Below are 18,152 nucleotides of genomic sequence, written 5' to 3'. Positions count from 1 at the left end.
AACCTCCTACTCAGCCTCCTCCTCGCATTAGTGTGCGCGGATAGCTTGTGTGTGGAGTAAAAGTGATTTAATAATTGACTCAACAAATTTACAAGAACCCGCGCTAAAGTGCGGGTTTTTTGTTTTCTTAACTTGAAATACCGGGATAGCGCTAAAATATAAAGGAAATAACAATGAGCGATCAAATTATTATTTTTGACACAACATTACGTGATGGTGAACAGGCGTTACAAGCAAGTTTGAGTGTTAAAGAAAAACTACAAATAGCTTTAGCATTAGAAAGAATGCAAGTAGATGTAATGGAAGTCGGTTTTCCAATCTCATCTCCAGGTGATTTTGAATCAGTACAAACTATTGCTAAAACCATTAAAAATAGTCGTGTTTGTGCATTATCTCGTTGTATTGATAAAGACATTGATGTAGCAGCTGAAGCTTTAAAAGTAGCCGATCAATTTCGTATTCATACTTTTATGGCAACATCAACGTTACATGTTAAAGACAAATTAAAAATGACATTTGATGATGTCGTTGAACAGGCAGTGCACTGTGTTAAACGTGCACGTAATTATACAGATGATGTGGAGTTTTCTTGTGAAGATGCAGGCCGTACCCCAATTGATAACTTATGTAGGATTGTTGAAGCAGCAATTCAAGCAGGGGCAACCACGATCAATATACCGGATACTGTCGGTTATACTGTCCCTTATCAATTTGGTGGCATTATTCATACCTTATTTGAACGTGTCCCGAACATTGATAAAGCGATTATCTCTGTTCATTGCCATGATGACTTGGGCATGTCGGTGGCTAACTCGATTAGCGCGATTCAAGAAGGTGCCAGGCAGATTGAAGGGGCGATGAATGGTTTAGGTGAACGAGCTGGTAATACGGCTTTAGAAGAGGTTATTATGGCGATTAAAGTCCGCCAAAATATCTTAAACGTTCACACAAATATTAATCATCAAGAGATCTATCGTACCAGTCAAATCGTCAGCCAAATTACTAACACACCAATACCCTCTAATAAGGCGGTAATTGGTAGTAATGCTTTTGCTCACTCATCAGGAATTCATCAAGATGGAGTGCTAAAAAATCGTGAAACCTATGAAATAATGACCCCTGAATCAATCGGCTTAAATCAAATTCAACTAAATTTAACCTCACGCTCAGGCCGAGCAGCGGTAAAACATCGCTTAGCTGAATTAGGTTATCAAGATAATGATTATAATTTAGATCAAGTTTACCAAGCCTTTTTAGAACTTGCCGATAAAAAAGGCCAAGTTTTCGATTATGATTTAGAAGCATTGATTTTTATTAATCAACTAAAAGATGATGAAGAGCATTATGTATTGGATTATTTTAATGTACAATCTGGCTCTACTGTCGTTTCAACAGCTTCAGTTAGTTTGATCATCGGCGATCAAAAATATTCAGATGCAGCAACAGGTAATGGCCCTGTTGATGCTGTTTATCAAGCGATAAATCGTATTACTGGCGAACCTATTTCAATTGTGAAATACCAATTAGCATCTAAAGGACAGGGTGAAAATGCCTTGGGTCAAGTCGATATCGTTGCCGAATATAAAGGACGTAAATTCCATGGAGTTGGGCTTGCTACCGACATTGTTCATTCATCAGCATTAGCATTAATTAATGTGTTAAATAATGTTTATAGAGCAAATCAGGTTGCAGAACAAAAACAGAAATTGCAGCAAGACTAAAAAGTAAACATTGTTTCGTTACTTAATAACGAAATACTTAAAATATAATTAGATTGTTAAGGAATAGATATGTCACAAAATTACCATATTGCAGTATTACCTGGTGACGGTATAGGCCCAGAAGTGATGAAACAAGCCTATAAAGTGTTAGATGTTATTCGACAAAAATATAACCTAGCCATTACAACTAGTGAATATGATGTAGGTGGTGCTGCAATTGATATTCATGGTTGCCCGCTACCAAAAGAAACACTAGAAGGATGTGAAAAAGCCGATGCTATCTTATTTGGTTCAGTTGGCGGTCCAAAATGGACAAATTTACCACCAGACCAACAACCTGAACGCGGTGCTCTACTGCCATTACGCAAACATTTTAAATTATTTGCCAATATGCGCCCTGCTAGTTTATATCAAGGTTTAGAAGAATTATGTCCGTTACGTGAAGATATTGCTAAGCGTGGCTTTGATATTTTATGTATGCGCGAGTTAACTGGTGGTATCTATTTCGGTTTGCCAAAAGGTCGTGAAGGAACAGGTCCACAAGAGCGTGCTTTTGATACTGAAGTTTATCACCGCTTTGAAATTGAACGAATTGCCCGTATGGGATTTGAAGCAGCCAAAATCCGTCGTAAAAAAGTAACGTCTGTAGATAAAGCAAATGTTCTACAAACTTCCATTTTGTGGCGTGAAGTTGTAAGTGAAGTAGCTAAACAATACCCTGATGTCACATTAGAGCATATGTATATTGATAATGCCACTATGCAATTAGTGAAAGATCCTGCACAATTTGATGTATTACTTTGTTCTAACTTATTTGGTGATATCTTATCAGATGAATGCGCCATGATTACTGGCTCAATGGGAATGTTACCTTCTGCTAGTTTAAATGAAGATGGCTTTGGTTTATATGAACCCGCTGGTGGTAGTGCACCAGATATTGCAGGTAAAAATATTGCTAATCCTGCTGCACAAATTTTATCATTAGCACTATTAGTCCGTTATAGTTTAAAACGTGATGATATTGCTAAAGCCATTGAAAATGCAGTTAATAAAGCTTTAGAACAAGGTACTCGTACTATTGATCTTGCTCGTGGTGGTAGTTATGTTTCTACCGATGAAATGGGCGATACCATTTGTCGTTTAATTTAATTTTTAAAGTAAGGGTTAATATATCTTATTAACCCTTTTGCAAGAATATTAAAGGAATATAAGCAATGTCTACAAAACCAAAAACATTGTATCAAAAATTATACGATGCACATGTTGTCTATGAAGCACCTAATGAAACGCCTATTTTGTATATTGATCGCCATTTAGTCCATGAAGTTACTTCTCCACAAGCATTCGATGGCTTACGAGCAATGAATCGTAAAGTTCGTCAACCACACAAAACATTTGCTACTATGGATCACAATACTTCAACGAAAAGCAATGATTTAAGTGCTTGTAGTGAAATGGCGCGAATCCAATTAACTGAATTAGCCAAGAATGCAGAAGAATTTGGTGTATCTTTATATGGGTTACAAAGTCCATTACGCGGTATTGTTCATGTTGTTGGTCCAGAACAAGGGATGACATTACCTGGTATGACCATTGTTTGTGGTGATTCTCATACAGCAACACATGGTGCTTTTGGCGCATTAGCTTTTGGTATTGGGACATCGGAAGTTGAACATGTTTTAGCCACTCAAACGTTGAAACAAGGTCGAGCTAAAACAATGAAAATTGAAGTCAAAGGTAAAGTAGCTGATGGTATTACCGCAAAAGATATTATCTTAGCGATCATTGGTAAAACAACCAGTGCAGGTGGTACTGGTCATGTAGTTGAGTTTTGTGGAGAAGCAATAACTTCTTTATCAATGGAAGGCCGAATGACATTATGTAATATGGCAATTGAAATGGGGGCTAAAGCTGGATTAGTTGCACCAGATGAAACCACTTTTGAATATTTAAAAGGACGACAATTCTCTCCTAAAGGCGATGACTTTGAGCAAGCTGTCGCCTATTGGAAAACTTTAAAAACCGATGAAGGTGCACACTTTGATACCATTGTTACTTTGGAAGGTAAAGATATTGCGCCACAAGTAACTTGGGGTACTAACCCAGGCCAAGTAACTGCTATTGATTCTCAAGTACCAAATCCTCAAGATTTTTCCGATCCAATTGAAAAACATTCTGCTGAAAGAGCTTTGGCTTATATGGGATTAACAGCCGGTACCAAAATGTCAGATATCAAGATCAATAAAGTATTTATTGGATCATGTACTAATTCCCGTATTGAAGATCTTCGCGCCGCAGCTGAAGTTGCTAAAGGTCGTAAAGTTGCCGATGGTGTTCAGGCCCTTGTCGTACCAGGTTCAGGTCCAGTAAGAGAACAAGCTGAAGCGGAAGGATTAGATAAAATTTTTATCGATGCTGGATTTGAGTGGCGTTTACCAGGATGTTCAATGTGTTTAGCGATGAATGATGATAAATTAGCTCCAGGTGATCGCTGTGCATCTACCAGTAATCGTAATTTTGAAGGTCGACAAGGTCGTGATGCAAGAACACATCTCGTCAGCCCTGCAATGGCAGCCGCAGCAGCCATTACTGGTCATTTTACTGATATTCGCAAACCATTTTAAGGAGGCTGTCATGGCAAAATTTACAACACATACAGGATTAGTCGTTCCTTTAGATGCAGCGAACGTTGATACCGATGCAATTATTCCTAAACAATTTTTACAAAAAGTTACTCGTACTGGATTTGGACAACATGCGTTTCATGAATGGCGATTTTTAGATGATGCCGGTAAACAACCTAATCCTGAATTTGTACTAAATAAACCACGATATGCTGGCGCGAGTATTTTATTAGCTCGTGAAAACTTTGGTTGTGGCTCATCTCGAGAACATGCTCCGTGGGCATTAACTGACTATGGATTTAAAACTATTATTGGCTCTAGCTTTGCTGATATTTTTTATAATAACTCATTCAATAATCAACTATTATTAGTTAACTTGTCTGAAGAAGAAGTTGATGAGTTATTTAAACTTGTTGAAGCAAATGAAGGAATTGAGTTCACTATTGATTTAGTTAACGAAGTCGTGATCGCTGGTGACAAACAATATTCATTTAAGATTGATTCGTTCAAACGCCATTGTCTATTAAATGGCCTAGATAATATTGGTCTGACCTTGCAACATGAAGATGCTATCAGCTCTTTTGAGCATAAAATTCCTACATTCTTAAATTAATTTATTTAGGCGCGCAAGCGCCTTGTATAGGAATAATTAATGCCAACCCATCACGATAAAGTAAATCAACAGTTCGGCCAGCAAGCTAACGCCTACTTAAGCAGTAAAGTTCATGCTCAAGGTGCTGATCTTGAATATCTAGCCAGTTTTTTAACTAATTATCCTAATGCTGAATTTTTAGATATGGGATGTGGAGCAGGCCATGTCAGTTTTATTGCAGCAAAACAGGTTAAACACGTAACAGCTTACGATCTATCGGAGCAAATGTTAGCGGTGGTTGAACAAACTGCGAATGAACGTAACTTAAAAAATATTACCACCGTACAAGGTTATGCTGAACATCAACCATTTGACGATAACTATTTTGATATTGTCGTCAGCCGTTATTCTGCCCATCATTGGCAGGATGTGGGTAAAAGTTTGCGTGAATTACATCGGATCACCAAACCAAATGGTAAATTAATTATTATGGATGTCGTTTCTCCTGGTCAACCTATTTTAGATATTTGGTTACAAACAGTTGAAGCACTACGTGATACATCCCACGTACGCGACTATACGCCTGGCGAATGGCTGACATTTTTAAGCGAAGCTGGATTTACTATTGATAAGATTCAACGCCATCGTTTACCCTTGACTTTTGATAGTTGGATAAAACGTATGCGTACACCGAATAATTTAGTGGATGCGATAAGAACTTATCAAATAAGTGCATCTCAAGATACAAAATCTTACTTCGAATTACAATCAGATGGATCTTTTACCTCTGATATGATGACTATCGAAACACAAAAAGTGATTTAAAAATTAATAGTAAAAGAATCGAAAACAGCCAATTATTATCAAAGCTGTTTTCGTTGATTTGACGGTGGTATCGATAAAGATTCACGATATTTAGCAACCGTTCGACGGGCAATAATAATCCCTTGATTTTCTAAAATTGAAACTAGTTTACTATCACTTAAAGGTTTTTTAGCATCTTCTTCAGAAATATATTTTTTAATTAAAGCCCGAATTGCTGTCGATGATGCTTCACCACCAGATTCAGTATTAACATGGCTAGAAAAAAAGAATTTCAACTCAAATATACCATTAGGGCATTGTAAATATTTTTGCGTTGTAACGCGTGAAATTGTTGATTCATGCATATCAATCGCCATAGCAACATCTGACAAAATCATTGGTTTCATATATTCAGCACCATTTTCAAAAAATTCTTGTTGGTGCTCAACAATAAATTGACTCACTTTTAATAGTGTCTCATTACGATTTTCGACACTTTTAATAAACCAATTTGCATCTTGCAAATGTGCGCGAATGTATTGGCTATCATTTTCATTACTAATTTTTTCCATTGCCGCATATTGTTGATTAATACGCAGAGTCGGAACAGTATCGCTATTTAATTCAGCAATCCATTTTCCATCAATCTTTTTAACCACAAGGTCAGGAATAACATAATCCGGAGGTAAGGTATTGACCGAATCACCAGGATAAGGTTGTAAATGCTGGATAAAATTAATGGCTTCTTTTAACTGTTCGTCCGTAGCATTTAAGCGTTTTTTCAATGTTCGATAATCATGATTTGCTAATAAATCTAAATAGTTATCAATAATCTGTTTAACTAATACTGGCGGAGTTAAATGCTGAGTTTGAATAGATAGACATTCTTGTAAAGATCTCGCTCCAACACCGATTGGATCAAAATGCCAAATTCGCTTTAAAACTGCCTCAACCTCATCAAGTTCAATTTGACTATTGCCTTGTTCTTCTAGAATTTCTTCAGTTGAAACGGTTAGATAACCTCTGTCATCAATAGCTTCAATAATCGAAACAGCAATTGCACGATCAATGTCACTAAATGGTGTTAAATCTAATTGCCATTTTAAGTAATCATGCAATGTTTCATGTGTTTCACCTTGATAGATTGGTAACTCATCATTACGATAATCTGAGTGAGTTCCTGAGGGAGTACCAGCTGTGTAAATATCATCTAATGAGGCATCTAATGGAATATCCTCGGGGATTTCTTGGCTATCTAATGCTTCACGAGTATCAATATTTTCGTTTAGTTCATCTTGTTCAACATTAATTTCATCATACTGATCGGCAATCTCTAATAATGGATTGTTTTCGAGTACAGTTTGAATTTCTTGACGTAATTCTAAAGTCGACAATTGCAACAATCGAATAGCTAATTGTAATTGTGGCGTCATTGACAACTGTTGCGAAACCTTCAGTTGTAAGCCTTGTTTCATCATAATCTATAATCTAAATTCATGTCCTAAATAAACACGTTTAACATAGTCATTATTTAATATACTATCTGGTGTACCTTCAGCAATTAAATGTCCCTTATTCACTATATAGGCTCGTTCACAAACATCAAGTGTTTCACGAACATTATGATCGGTAATCAGTACGCCTAAACCACGATCGCGTAGGTGTTTAATAATATTTTTAATATCAATTACCGAAATGGGATCTACGCCAGCAAATGGTTCATCGAGTAAAATGAATTTAGGATTTGCAGCCAATGCCCTAGCTATCTCAACTCGTCGTCGTTCTCCTCCGGATAATGATTGACCAATATTGTCTCGGATATGGGTAATATGAAATTCTTCGAGTAACTCCTCTGCTCGATTAATCTTTTCATTTTTATCAATATCATTGCGAGTTTCTAAAATAGCCATAATATTATCAATAACAGAAAGTTTCCTAAATATTGACGCCTCTTGAGGTAAATATCCTATTCCTTTTTGCGCTCTCTCATGTAATGGCAAAATACTGATATCATGATCATCAAGGTAAATTTTTCCGGCATTTAAAGTCACAATGCCAACCACCATATAAAAAGTGGTAGTTTTACCAGCACCGTTAGGGCCAAGTAAACCAACAATTTCACCAGAGTTTACGGTTAAACTAACATCTTCAACAACTCGTCGTTTTTTATAAACTTTAGCCAGATTTTCCGCTTTTAAAATTGCCATTTATTTATTCATCTCTTTTACTTGACTTGGAATGATAGTACTTTTTACTCGGCCTTTTTTACCTGGTTGAGCCACTATTTGCTGTTTTTTCACATCATAAGTAATAATTGAACTACTGATATGATTATCTTGTTGAAATAATTCTGCATCACCCTGTAATACTATATTATTTTCTTTAACATTATAGATAACCTGTTGTGAATGACCGGTCACAATTTTATTATTTTGAGGAAGAACTTGTTTATATTTTACCGGTTTACCATATGCTGTTATTTTCTGTTTACTTGTGTCTTGCATATCAGTAACTACAACTTTATCTGCCCATATCGTCAAACCTTCTTGGATAATCTGGACATTACCATTAAAAGTAATAATATTTTTTTCAATATCTATTTGCTGATTATCAGCATCAACTGTGATGGGTTTATTATCGGCAAACATTTTTTGATTTTGTGAGGCAGATGACGTGACAACATTAGGTTCATCAGCAAAACAAGCAAATGATGCGCATAGCATAAAAAATAATGGAAAAAATGTTTGTTTTTTTGATCTCATTTTTTATTGAGCCTCACTATTATAAAAAGTTTTTATATTTTCAAGTATATTAGCTGTTTTTTCCCGTAAATTACCAATTAATCCCAAACCAGTTGAGAAAAAACCAACTCCTCTAATTTTTACCGGGTCTTTAGATGTTACAATTTGCGTTGTTAAATCAACTACTGCATCATCGGTTAATACTTGCTGTAACTGAGAATCAGGTGTTAAATTAGTTAATGTCACATCTTGATAAAGGTAAATTAGTTTATCTTTTGTCAAAGTCGCTCGTTTTGCTTGAATATGCCATGTAGCAGCGTGATCCTGATCATAAAGTGTAACATTAGGTAAATCAAAATCAGTATTTTCATTATTATCAAAATGTTTTACTTTGCCCGATTCAATTTTATATACTACATTACCGGACAAATCATAAACATTAGTAACCATATCATCACTTTGATAAATTGGCGTTTCAAGCTGATTTGCATTTGGTGGCGTACTCAACACATCATCATTTTTTTGATAACTATAATAAACACCAACTATCAAAATAAGAAGTAATAGACAGATTAAATTTTTTTTATTCATAGTTTACGTTAATTACCTGAATAAGATTAATCAATAACGTAGGCACACCATTATGACAAATCATCTAAATATTAATTTATTTTACTTTATTTTTTATTAAATTAATATCTGACATTGCAAGAAGTTAAATGACATTCTGATAATAATTCAGATACTTTAATATTAATACCATAAATACCTCAAAATATACCAATAAATATATTTTAATGTATTTGATAATAGATTAATAATAATTATCATCTATTTGAATTTAAAGAAAATATAATGCTCTTCATTGATTGATTGATTAATTATTTACTATAATATATCAATTAATATATAAAATTTTTAGTAATATAGATCTATTATGTTTAATTTTTAAGTCTGAAAATTAGCTATAATCATTTAATAATGATTAAAAATATCAATAGGAAATCAATATGTTATTTAGATTAAAAAACAGTCTCTATTTATTAACTGTTTTATTAATGCTGGAAGTAGCTAGTTTTTATCATTATGCTTATGCTGATTTAAATGTTAATGAGAGTAAAATTGGCACAGTTGTCGACGAATTCAATGGAGTTAAAGTTTACTATAATGGCAATATAAATCATGTCAGTAGTCGCAATGTAGCTAAAGATGGTTATAATTTAGGTCTTAAATATCAATGTGTTGAATTTATTAAACGTTACTATTATGAACGTTTCAATCATAAAATGCCGGATAGTTATGGCCATGCAAAAGATTTTTTCGATGATTCTATTCCTGATGGCAAAATGAATACTAGGCGAAATCTACTTCAGTTCCATAATGGATCAACCACCAAACCTAAAGTAGACGATATTATTGTTCTAGGCTGGTCTCAATATGGCCATGTTGCTATTATCAGTAAAGTTAGCGACAATGAGATCGAAATTGTTCAGCAAAATCCAGGCCCTAACGCAAGCAGTCGGGTGACTTTTCCGTTAATTTATAAAGATGGATTATGGAAAATAGAAGGTTATCGTGTTTTCGGTTATTTGCGTAAACGTTAAACAACTAATTAGATAATGATTTATAAATAATAAACCTATCAATGTTAACTTTGTTTAACAATAGGCTATTATTATAAAATACCTTATTAGGTATAAAATTAATATTTGATATTAAAAGCATTTAATTGGTTTTCAGGAATCAATTCTGTAACATTTATCGCTGTTATACGGGCTGAAACTGGTCCGCCCTGTTCAAGCCATTGTATTAATTTAGCAATTGATATGCTATCCCCTTGTGCCACTATTTCTACATCGCCATTATCTAAATTTTTAACATAACCAACTAAACCCAGTTTGGTCGCTTGTTGATAAGTAAAGAAGCGAAAACCAACGCCCTGTACACGACCACACACTCGAATTTTAACTTGTCGTATCATAATAGAAAGTCTCAATTGTTATTTATAATGATTAATCTCATTATAAATATTTTTTCTTAACTTAATATTATTATTTACCTAAGCTAATCAACAAACCAATCATTACGTTGTTGTGACACTATATTTATTGTTTGTAGAATAGTAGATAAATGTTCATGCAGCGCCAATGCCGCCATTTCCTGATCATGTTTTTTTAGTGCCATAACGATTTTTTCGTGTTGCTTTACTAAGTCTTCTGGTGGAGAAATATCTTCTAAGGTGAGATAGCGAACTCTGTCCATCATTGCTTTGATATTTTCGACCGTTTCCCAAGCCATTGGACAATCGATAACATTCATTATAATTTGGTGAAATTCGTCATCTTTTTCCAAAAAAGAGCGAATATCTTTTCGCTTATTGGCATCTATTTGTTCGGCAAGATTTTTATCCAATAATACCAGATCGGATTCAGTAATTTCTTGTGCTACTCGTTTAATAATTGCACACTCAACGGCTTCACGAATAAATTGCCCATCAATCACTTTTTTAATGGAGATTTTTGTTACAAATGTGCCTCGCTGTGGCAAAATTTTAACTAACCCGGCTTCGGCTAACTTGATAAATGCTTCACGAACTGGCTGACGTGATACATTGAATTGACTTGAAATCTCTTTTTCAGAAAGTAAAACTCCCGGTAACACCTGACAAGTAATAATCGCTCTTCTTAATGCACGATAAACTTGCTGATTAACCGGCTCAGAAATATTTAATTCAATAAGTTTAAACATATACCATTTTTATGTAATAAATTAAATTACAATAAATAGTAGGTGATTTTTAAATATAAGAAAAGTTTTTTTAAAAAATACTATATATATTAAATAACTAGAAAGATGATTATAGAAGGTGTAATGGCTTAAATAAGCTATTACACCTTAGTTATTATCAATTATTGTTAGTTGCATTTATAGTACTAAAAAGTTCAGTTAAATTTTTAACTGTCTGTTTAGCACCTAAATCTCGCAATGCTAGGTAAGCATTTGTTACCTTATCGACAAAAAGTTGATTATGCGGCAAATCACTACCAAACACATGAGTTAAAGACAATAACGCTTCTACTCTATTTTCATCATCGGCACTATTTGCGACAAGCTCGTTTATTTGCATAATTGAAGGATCACTTACCTCAATAGATTTACCCGCATCATCAACCCCACTAACGTAGCGCATCCAAGCAGCAACACCTAAAGCAAGACAATCAAATGCAGTATTATTAGCTACATGATAACGAATTGAATCAAGCATTCGTTGAGGTAGCTTCAATGTTCCATCCATTGCAATTTGCCATGTACGATGTTTTAAACCGGTATTTCGATAACGATCAAGTAATGAATCAGCATAAGCAGAAAGATCAACATCTTTAACTCGCAACGTTGTTGCTTGTTCATTTAGCATTAAATGTCTAGCAGCTGTAACATAATTATTATCCTGCATACATTCATCTATATGTAAATAACCGGCTAGATAGCCTAAATATGCAAAAAATGAATGACTACCATTTAACATGCGTAACTTCATTTCTTCATATGGTAATACATCATTAACTAATTCTGCACCCACTTTTTGCCATTGGGGGCGCCCTGCCACAAAATTATCTTCAATAACCCATTGCCTAAATGGTTCACCAGCAATGCCCGCAGGGTCATCAATACCACCTAGTTGTTTGTTTATTTTTACCATAGTTTCAGGCGTTGCAGCTGGTACGATTCGGTCAACCATTGTAGATGGAAATGTAACATTATCATTGATCCATTGGGCTAAATCAGGATCTCGCTGTTTAGCCAACTCTAAAACAACATTACGTGTAACATGCCCATTTTCAGGCATATTGTCACAAGACATTACCGTAAATGGTTTTAGTCCTTGTTCTTTACGTAAACGTAACGCCTCAACAATGACACCCGGAACAGATTTAGGTGCATAAGGATAAGAAATATCATGACTAATTAATGGATTATTAGTATCTATGGATGCTGTCGAAGGGAGATAGCAATAGCCTTTCTCAGTTACGGTTATCGATACAATCGCAATTTCAGGACGAGTCATCACTGCTAAGACTTTTTGTATTCCATCAATATCTGCATGTAATGCTTCTTTTGCAATACCAACAACGCGGGTATTCCAATTATCATAAGACATTTCACAAACACTAAACAAGCAATCTTGTTGTTTTAAATCTTGAATTTGAGCTTCACCACCAATCAAGTTAACTTCACAGTATCCCCAATCGCTATCATGCTGTGTAGCTAGTATATCCGTATAAACAGCTTGATGAGCACGATGAAAAGCGCCAAAACCGAGATGAACAATTTTGGTTTTAATTTTGCTTCTATCATAAGTTGGAACAACTACCCCCTTAGGTAGTTGTGATAAAGTTTGATTTGATAATCTCATAAAAGTCTCTAATTAATAATTAATTAAACAATAATCATTTATTTTGTAGTTTTATTTTCCTACCCATTGCTGATATTCTTTTTTAATTTTATTAGGTGCTGTTTCAGGCAATAACGCAATACCAATAACAGATAAAATACCTAATGTACCAACATATAAGGCTAATCCAGAATAATGTCCACTACACATTTGTAAAATCTTAACTGCACAAAGCCCTAAAATACCACTTCCAATTAATGAACCAACCTGCCATATCAACGCTATACCACTACAACGAATTGCTGTCGGAAATAATTCTGGGAAGAATGATGCTTGTGGTGCATAACACATAGCATGTCCTATAGGTAAGACAATTATCATTGCTAACTGAATTAACATATAATTTTGTGTATTGACCATTAAGAAAAATGGAACTATAAAAATTACTTGCAGAAGAGCGCCAAGTATATAGACTCTTTTTCTTCCCCATTTATCCGATAAAGCGCCCATTAACGGGATAGTAAAAATCTCGATGACTACAGCAACAATTATTGCATCTAATACATAACTTTTATTAAATTGATTTACATTTACATAGGCTAGAACAATCACTGTAAACATGGCAAATGAACATGCTTCAATTAGTTTTGCACCAACCCCTTTAGCAACAATCCCCGGATAATTTTTCATAACATCTTTCAACGGCATTGAAGATTCAACAGCTTTAGTTTGTCTAATTTTTTCAAAAACAGGTGATTCGTCAATACGTAATCGGATAAATAATCCCAATATAACTAAAAGTAAACTTAATAAAAATGGTATTCTCCAACCAAAATCAAGCATTTGTTCTTCTGAAAGTAATGATGTTAATAAAGCAAAAAGCGCTGAAGGTAACAAAAAACCAAGTGGTGCACCTATTTGCACCCAACTAGAGAAAAATCCGCGCTTTTCAGGCGGAGAATATTCCGCTGTCATCAACACCGCACCTGCTTGTTCGCCACCAACACCAAATCCTTGCAGAACCCTAATTAAAATTAGAATTACAGGAGCCCACCAACCAATTGATGCATAAGTTGGTAATAAACCAATAACGAATGTTCCTAATCCAACAATTAAAATAGTAATGACTAACGCTTTTTTTCTTCCTACTTTATCGCCCATATGACCAAAAACAATACCGCCAATAGGTCTAGCAAAAAAACCTACTGCATAAGTAGCAAATGCTGCAAGAGTGCTAATAAAAGGATCATTACTAGGAAAGAACAGTTGACCAAAAAAGAGTACTGCTGCCGTTCCATATGCAAAAAAATCATAATATTCTGCAGCAGTTCCAATAGATGATGCAACAGCTACACGCCTTATAATATTCCGTTTTTCTTTTTCTTCCATTGTTTCTAAAGTTGACATATTAATTTCCTTCATTTTTTAATTACCAATTCCACAATGTGCCATCTTCTAGACGAGCAATTGGCAAATAAGCAGGATTGTATGGATATTTTGCTGCAAGTTTTTCATCAAAATCGATTCCTAATCCGGGTTTGTCACTTGGATGCATATAACCATCATTAAAGGTCCAATTAGGCGAGAAAACTTCTAACATCTGTTCGGAATAACCCATAAATTCTTGTACACCAAAGTTAGGTACCCACATATCAAAGTGCAGCGCCGCTGCATGACAAATTGGTGATAAATCAGATGGACCATGCGAACCAGTTCTAACTTGATAAAGAGCCGCAAAATCAGCAATCCGGCGCATATGTGTAATACCACCAGCATGAGTTATCGTGGTTCGAATATAATCAATCAGTTGTTCTTCAATTAATTGTTTACAATCCCAAATGCTATTGAATACTTCACCGACAGCAATTGGTGTTACGGTATGTTGACGAATTAAACGGAAGCACTCTTGATTTTCTGCAGGTGTCGGATCTTCCATCCAAAATAGTCGGTAGTCTTCAATACTTTTGCCAAATCGTGCTGCTTCAATTGGGGTTAAACGATGGTGCATGTCATGCAATAAATGTTCATTAAAACCAAATTTATTTCTTACTGCTTCAAATAATTTTGGTGTGAAATCAAGATATTTATCGGTTGCCCAAAATTGCTCTTCAGGATAATTACCTCGAGTAGCCGGCTCATAAGCTAAATTTTTACCTTTACTTTGGCCGTATGTGGTCTTCATTCCTGGTATTCCACACTGAACACGAATGGCTTTAAACCCCATTTCCTTATGTTTGGCATAATCATCCAACGCTTCTTCAATATCTTTACCAGTGGTATGGCAATAGACCATGACACCAGTACGTGAAGCTCCACCTAATAACTGATAAAGTGGCATATTGGCTACTTTACCTTTGATATCCCATAACGCCATATCAATTGCTGATATCGCTGACATGGTCACTGGCCCTCGACGCCAATAAGCACCTTTATAGAAATATTGAAATATATCTTCAATTTGACTAGCATCTCGGCCGATTAACTGTGGACAAAGATGATCTTTGAGATATGATGCGACAGATAATTCTCGTCCGTTGAGTGTCGCATCACCAACTCCATATACGCCTGAATCTGTAGTGATTTTTAATGTGACAAAGTTCCTTCCTGGACTACACACAAAAACCTCTGCTTTTACGATTTTCATTTGATACCTCTGAAAAATGATTAATGAGTAAACTTTAATTCTAATCATACTACCATACAAGTAGATTAGAAAAATTGTGTGATATTGATCACATAAATATTAACTTTATGAGAAATAAGTAATAAAAAACCCCGCTCCTCAAATTTTTGAGGAACAGGGTTTTTAAATGTCTAGTATAGTCGTAGATAGTTTTTTTAATAAGTAATTAATTACTTTATATAGCATCGCTTTTTATAATAAAATCACCAGTCACTCGTTAAAACCTCCTTTATTTATAATTATTAAGCATTGGGTACTATTTTGATTCTTCTAATTGATAATTACGATTCTTTTACTTTTAATATCTATGATTACCTTTGCCGTGCAGGAGCCGAAGTTATGGTCATCAAAAATGATGAAAAATCTATTGATGAATTAAAGCGATTATCGTTTTCCAAAATGGTCATTTCTCCGGGGCCGGGAACACCCGATAATGCCGGAATATCATTATCGGCGATCAATTGTTTTGCTAATCACTGCCCAATACTTGGCATTTGTTTAGGTCATCAAGCGATTGCCCAATATTTTGGTTATAGCATTGTTAAAGCCCCAGTACCAATGCATGGTAAAATTGATGAAATTACACATGATGAGCAAGGCTTATTTGTCGGGATTAAAAATCCACTCTCCGTGGTTAGGTATCATTCTCTAATTGCCCACCCTAATTTGCCATTAAATGAGTCACCTTTAATAGTTACCGCTAAAAATAGGCAAGGATTGATTATGGGATTACGACATAAAACACTGCCAATTGAATCGGTACAATTTCACCCAGAGGCAATTAAGACAGAATCTGGTTTAAAAATAATTAGTAACTTTGTTAATGGTAATTAATATGAAAATTTATATCGATTTTGAAGGTGAACGTAAATATTTTTGTGATCCAATCAAAATTATAAAATCAAACGATTATAGAGCTATTAAACAACGCATTGATGAAATAGAAAGCTTCACAAATAAAGGTTATTACGCTTGTGGTTATCTTGCTTATGAAAGTGCTATGGGGTTTAGTGAAAACAATAAAACCAAAGTTATAAAAAGCTCAAATCTTGATTTACCATTACTATTATTTGGTATTTTTGATAAGTATACGAGTGAGCCGATTCCAGATTCAAATCACTTTTCACCACTATCGTTAAAGTTATCTTGTGATACTGATATTAACGAATATCAGCAAAAAATTGACTATATTCACTCGCAAATTGAATTAGGTAATACTTACCAAACCAATTATACCATTCAATTTAGTGCACCATTTAATAGTAATCCTTTAGATTATTATTACTTTCTACAAAAAAATAATCTTGCCAATTATTGTGCCTATATAGAATTTGAAAATTATCATATCTTATCTATTTCTCCTGAGCTATTTTTTAAATTAGAAGATAAAACTATTACAACGAAACCAATGAAAGGTACTACCGCCCGAGGATTGACGACACAACAAGATAAACAACAAGTAGAGTTGTTGCAATCAGAAAAAAATCTTGCAGAGAATATGATGATTGTTGATTTACTGCGTAATGATTTGAGCAGAATTTCAAAACCAGGATCGATCACCGTCCCACACTTATTTACCGCAGAAAAATACCCAACCGTATGGCAACTAACCTCGACAATTCAAGGAATATTAAAAGATAATATTAACCTATATCAACTATTGCAAGCACTGTTCCCATGTGGCTCAATCACTGGAGCACCTAAAGCAAGTACCATGCATATTATTAGTAATATTGAGAATTCAGCTCGTGGCGTGTATTGTGGCGCAATTGGTTATATTGACCCTTTTATGAAAAAGGCGATATTTAATATTCCAATACGTACCTTAACCATTAATAATCAACAGTTGAATTATGGTGTTGGTGGAGGCATTACTTGGGATTCAAGCGCCAATGATGAATATAACGAAGTCCTAGCGAAAACAGCTATTTTGCATAGAACTTTATCTATACCTGAATATATTATTGAAACCTTATTGTTAGAAAATGGAGAGTTTTTGTTACTTAATGCACATTTGGACAGATTGGACAACTCAACACAATATTTTGATTTTACATGTGATATTCAAACAATCAAACAGACATTAACGAAGCTAGCCAAAAAATATCCATTAGGAAAATATAAAGTTAGACTTCTGCAATCAAAATCAGGACAATCAGAAATAAGTATAGATTTGCTTACCACCTCAATGGTGATTAATAATATAGCTTTTGCGCCTAAAAGTGTCGATAAACATAATGTTTTTCTCTATCATAAAACAACCAATCGACAACATTTTCCTCAATTGACAGTTGGTCAAGAATATATCAATTATAATCAAAATGATGAAATTACCGAGTTTGTTAATGGTAATATCGCCCTATTAATTAATGATAAGTGGATAACGCCTGCCATTACATCAGGACTATTAGCTGGCACTATGCGACAACATTATTTAGATCAGCATAAATTAATTGAGAAAACGATAAACAAAAAAGATATTTTACAGGCCGATAAAATAGCATTTATTAATAGTGTTCGAGGTTGGGTTGAAATTGAAGAGCAGGTATTTAGTGAATTGAAAAAACAGTTATAATAATTTGAAATTAACTATC

Annotated in this window: 17 protein-coding genes; 8 read left to right on the top strand and 9 right to left on the bottom strand. The window is 34.5% G+C overall.

Annotated features, from left to right (window positions below; genetic code table 11):
- The first annotated feature begins 173 nt into the window (after nucleotides 1–173).
- The 5 genes from leuA (at nucleotide 174) to H3S74_RS05230 (ending at nucleotide 5,762) form a co-directional block, all read left to right on the top strand.
- Nucleotides 174–1,721, top strand: a complete 1,548-nt coding sequence (leuA, locus tag H3S74_RS05250) for a 2-isopropylmalate synthase (RefSeq protein WP_198200776.1) — start codon at nucleotides 174–176, stop codon at nucleotides 1,719–1,721.
- 69 nt (nucleotides 1,722–1,790) lie between these two features.
- Entirely contained in the window at nucleotides 1,791–2,870 is a 1,080-nt protein-coding gene (gene leuB / locus H3S74_RS05245) for a 3-isopropylmalate dehydrogenase (RefSeq protein WP_086363822.1), read from the top strand.
- A 65-nt stretch (nucleotides 2,871–2,935) separates the two neighbouring features.
- A complete protein-coding gene (leuC, locus tag H3S74_RS05240) occupies nucleotides 2,936–4,345 on the top strand; it encodes a 3-isopropylmalate dehydratase large subunit (protein ID WP_086363823.1) in 1,410 nt (469 codons plus the stop codon).
- A 10-nt stretch (nucleotides 4,346–4,355) separates the two neighbouring features.
- Complete coding sequence (gene leuD / locus H3S74_RS05235) at nucleotides 4,356–4,958, top strand: 3-isopropylmalate dehydratase small subunit (RefSeq protein WP_198247401.1); 603 nt, start codon at nucleotides 4,356–4,358, stop codon at nucleotides 4,956–4,958.
- A gap of 39 nt (nucleotides 4,959–4,997) precedes the next feature.
- Nucleotides 4,998–5,762 carry a class I SAM-dependent methyltransferase gene (locus tag H3S74_RS05230; protein WP_198247400.1) on the top strand — a complete coding sequence of 255 codons (765 nt, stop codon included), beginning with the start codon at nucleotides 4,998–5,000 and terminating at the stop codon, nucleotides 5,760–5,762.
- A 38-nt stretch (nucleotides 5,763–5,800) separates the two neighbouring features.
- Here the strand turns inward: H3S74_RS05230 and H3S74_RS05225 are convergent, their stop codons facing one another.
- Genes H3S74_RS05225 through lptC form a run of 4 tightly spaced genes read right to left on the bottom strand, consistent with a single transcriptional unit; the run spans nucleotide 5,801 to nucleotide 9,073 of the window.
- Entirely contained in the window at nucleotides 5,801–7,216 is a 1,416-nt protein-coding gene (locus H3S74_RS05225) for an RNA polymerase factor sigma-54 (RefSeq protein ID WP_110448024.1), read from the bottom strand.
- 6 nt (nucleotides 7,217–7,222) lie between these two features.
- The gene (gene lptB / locus H3S74_RS05220; RefSeq protein WP_110447227.1) at nucleotides 7,223–7,948 is read right to left on the bottom strand and encodes an LPS export ABC transporter ATP-binding protein; all 726 of its coding nucleotides are present in this window, start codon (nucleotides 7,946–7,948) and stop codon (nucleotides 7,223–7,225) included.
- On the bottom strand, nucleotides 7,949–8,503 hold the full coding sequence (gene lptA, locus H3S74_RS05215) for a lipopolysaccharide transport periplasmic protein LptA (RefSeq protein ID WP_110447226.1): 555 nt from the start codon (nucleotides 8,501–8,503) through the stop codon (nucleotides 7,949–7,951). It lies immediately after the preceding gene.
- Between the two features lie 3 nt (nucleotides 8,504–8,506).
- On the bottom strand, nucleotides 8,507–9,073 hold the full coding sequence (gene lptC / locus H3S74_RS05210) for an LPS export ABC transporter periplasmic protein LptC (protein WP_110447225.1): 567 nt from the start codon (nucleotides 9,071–9,073) through the stop codon (nucleotides 8,507–8,509).
- A gap of 419 nt (nucleotides 9,074–9,492) precedes the next feature.
- On the opposite strand from lptC, the gene H3S74_RS05205 reads away from it, so the two are divergent.
- A complete protein-coding gene (locus H3S74_RS05205; RefSeq protein WP_110447224.1) occupies nucleotides 9,493–10,086 on the top strand; it encodes a CHAP domain-containing protein in 594 nt (197 codons plus the stop codon).
- A 98-nt stretch (nucleotides 10,087–10,184) separates the two neighbouring features.
- Here the strand turns inward: H3S74_RS05205 and yccX are convergent, their stop codons facing one another.
- The 5 genes from yccX to manD form a co-directional block, all read right to left on the bottom strand.
- Nucleotides 10,185–10,463, bottom strand: a complete 279-nt coding sequence (gene yccX, locus H3S74_RS05200; RefSeq protein WP_144189747.1) for an acylphosphatase — start codon at nucleotides 10,461–10,463, stop codon at nucleotides 10,185–10,187.
- 83 nt (nucleotides 10,464–10,546) lie between these two features.
- Nucleotides 10,547–11,230, bottom strand: a complete 684-nt coding sequence (locus H3S74_RS05195; protein ID WP_144189746.1) for a GntR family transcriptional regulator — start codon at nucleotides 11,228–11,230, stop codon at nucleotides 10,547–10,549.
- Between the two features lie 157 nt (nucleotides 11,231–11,387).
- A complete protein-coding gene (locus H3S74_RS05190; RefSeq protein WP_198247399.1) occupies nucleotides 11,388–12,896 on the bottom strand; it encodes a mannitol dehydrogenase family protein in 1,509 nt (502 codons plus the stop codon).
- Nucleotides 12,897–12,947: 51 nt separating this feature from the next.
- The gene (locus H3S74_RS05185) at nucleotides 12,948–14,282 is read right to left on the bottom strand and encodes an MFS transporter (RefSeq protein ID WP_086364089.1); all 1,335 of its coding nucleotides are present in this window, start codon (nucleotides 14,280–14,282) and stop codon (nucleotides 12,948–12,950) included.
- Nucleotides 14,283–14,304: 22 nt separating this feature from the next.
- Nucleotides 14,305–15,519, bottom strand: a complete 1,215-nt coding sequence (manD, locus tag H3S74_RS05180; RefSeq protein WP_034902860.1) for a D-mannonate dehydratase ManD — start codon at nucleotides 15,517–15,519, stop codon at nucleotides 14,305–14,307.
- Between the two features lie 300 nt (nucleotides 15,520–15,819).
- On the opposite strand from manD, the gene H3S74_RS05175 reads away from it, so the two are divergent.
- Together H3S74_RS05175 and pabB are read left to right on the top strand one after the other, a co-directional pair.
- A complete protein-coding gene (locus H3S74_RS05175) occupies nucleotides 15,820–16,392 on the top strand; it encodes an aminodeoxychorismate/anthranilate synthase component II (RefSeq protein WP_110447219.1) in 573 nt (190 codons plus the stop codon).
- Between the two features lies 1 nt (nucleotide 16,393).
- Entirely contained in the window at nucleotides 16,394–18,133 is a 1,740-nt protein-coding gene (pabB, locus tag H3S74_RS05170) for an aminodeoxychorismate synthase component I (RefSeq protein WP_198247398.1), read from the top strand.
- The last annotated feature ends 19 nt before the right edge of the window (nucleotides 18,134–18,152 follow it).

It is taken from the genome of Gilliamella sp. W8126, from assembly GCF_016102185.1.
Lineage (GTDB): Bacteria > Pseudomonadota > Gammaproteobacteria > Enterobacterales > Orbaceae > Gilliamella > Gilliamella apis_A.
The sequence above is the reverse complement of the archived record's forward strand: the minus strand, read 5'-3'. Positions and strand labels throughout refer to the sequence as shown.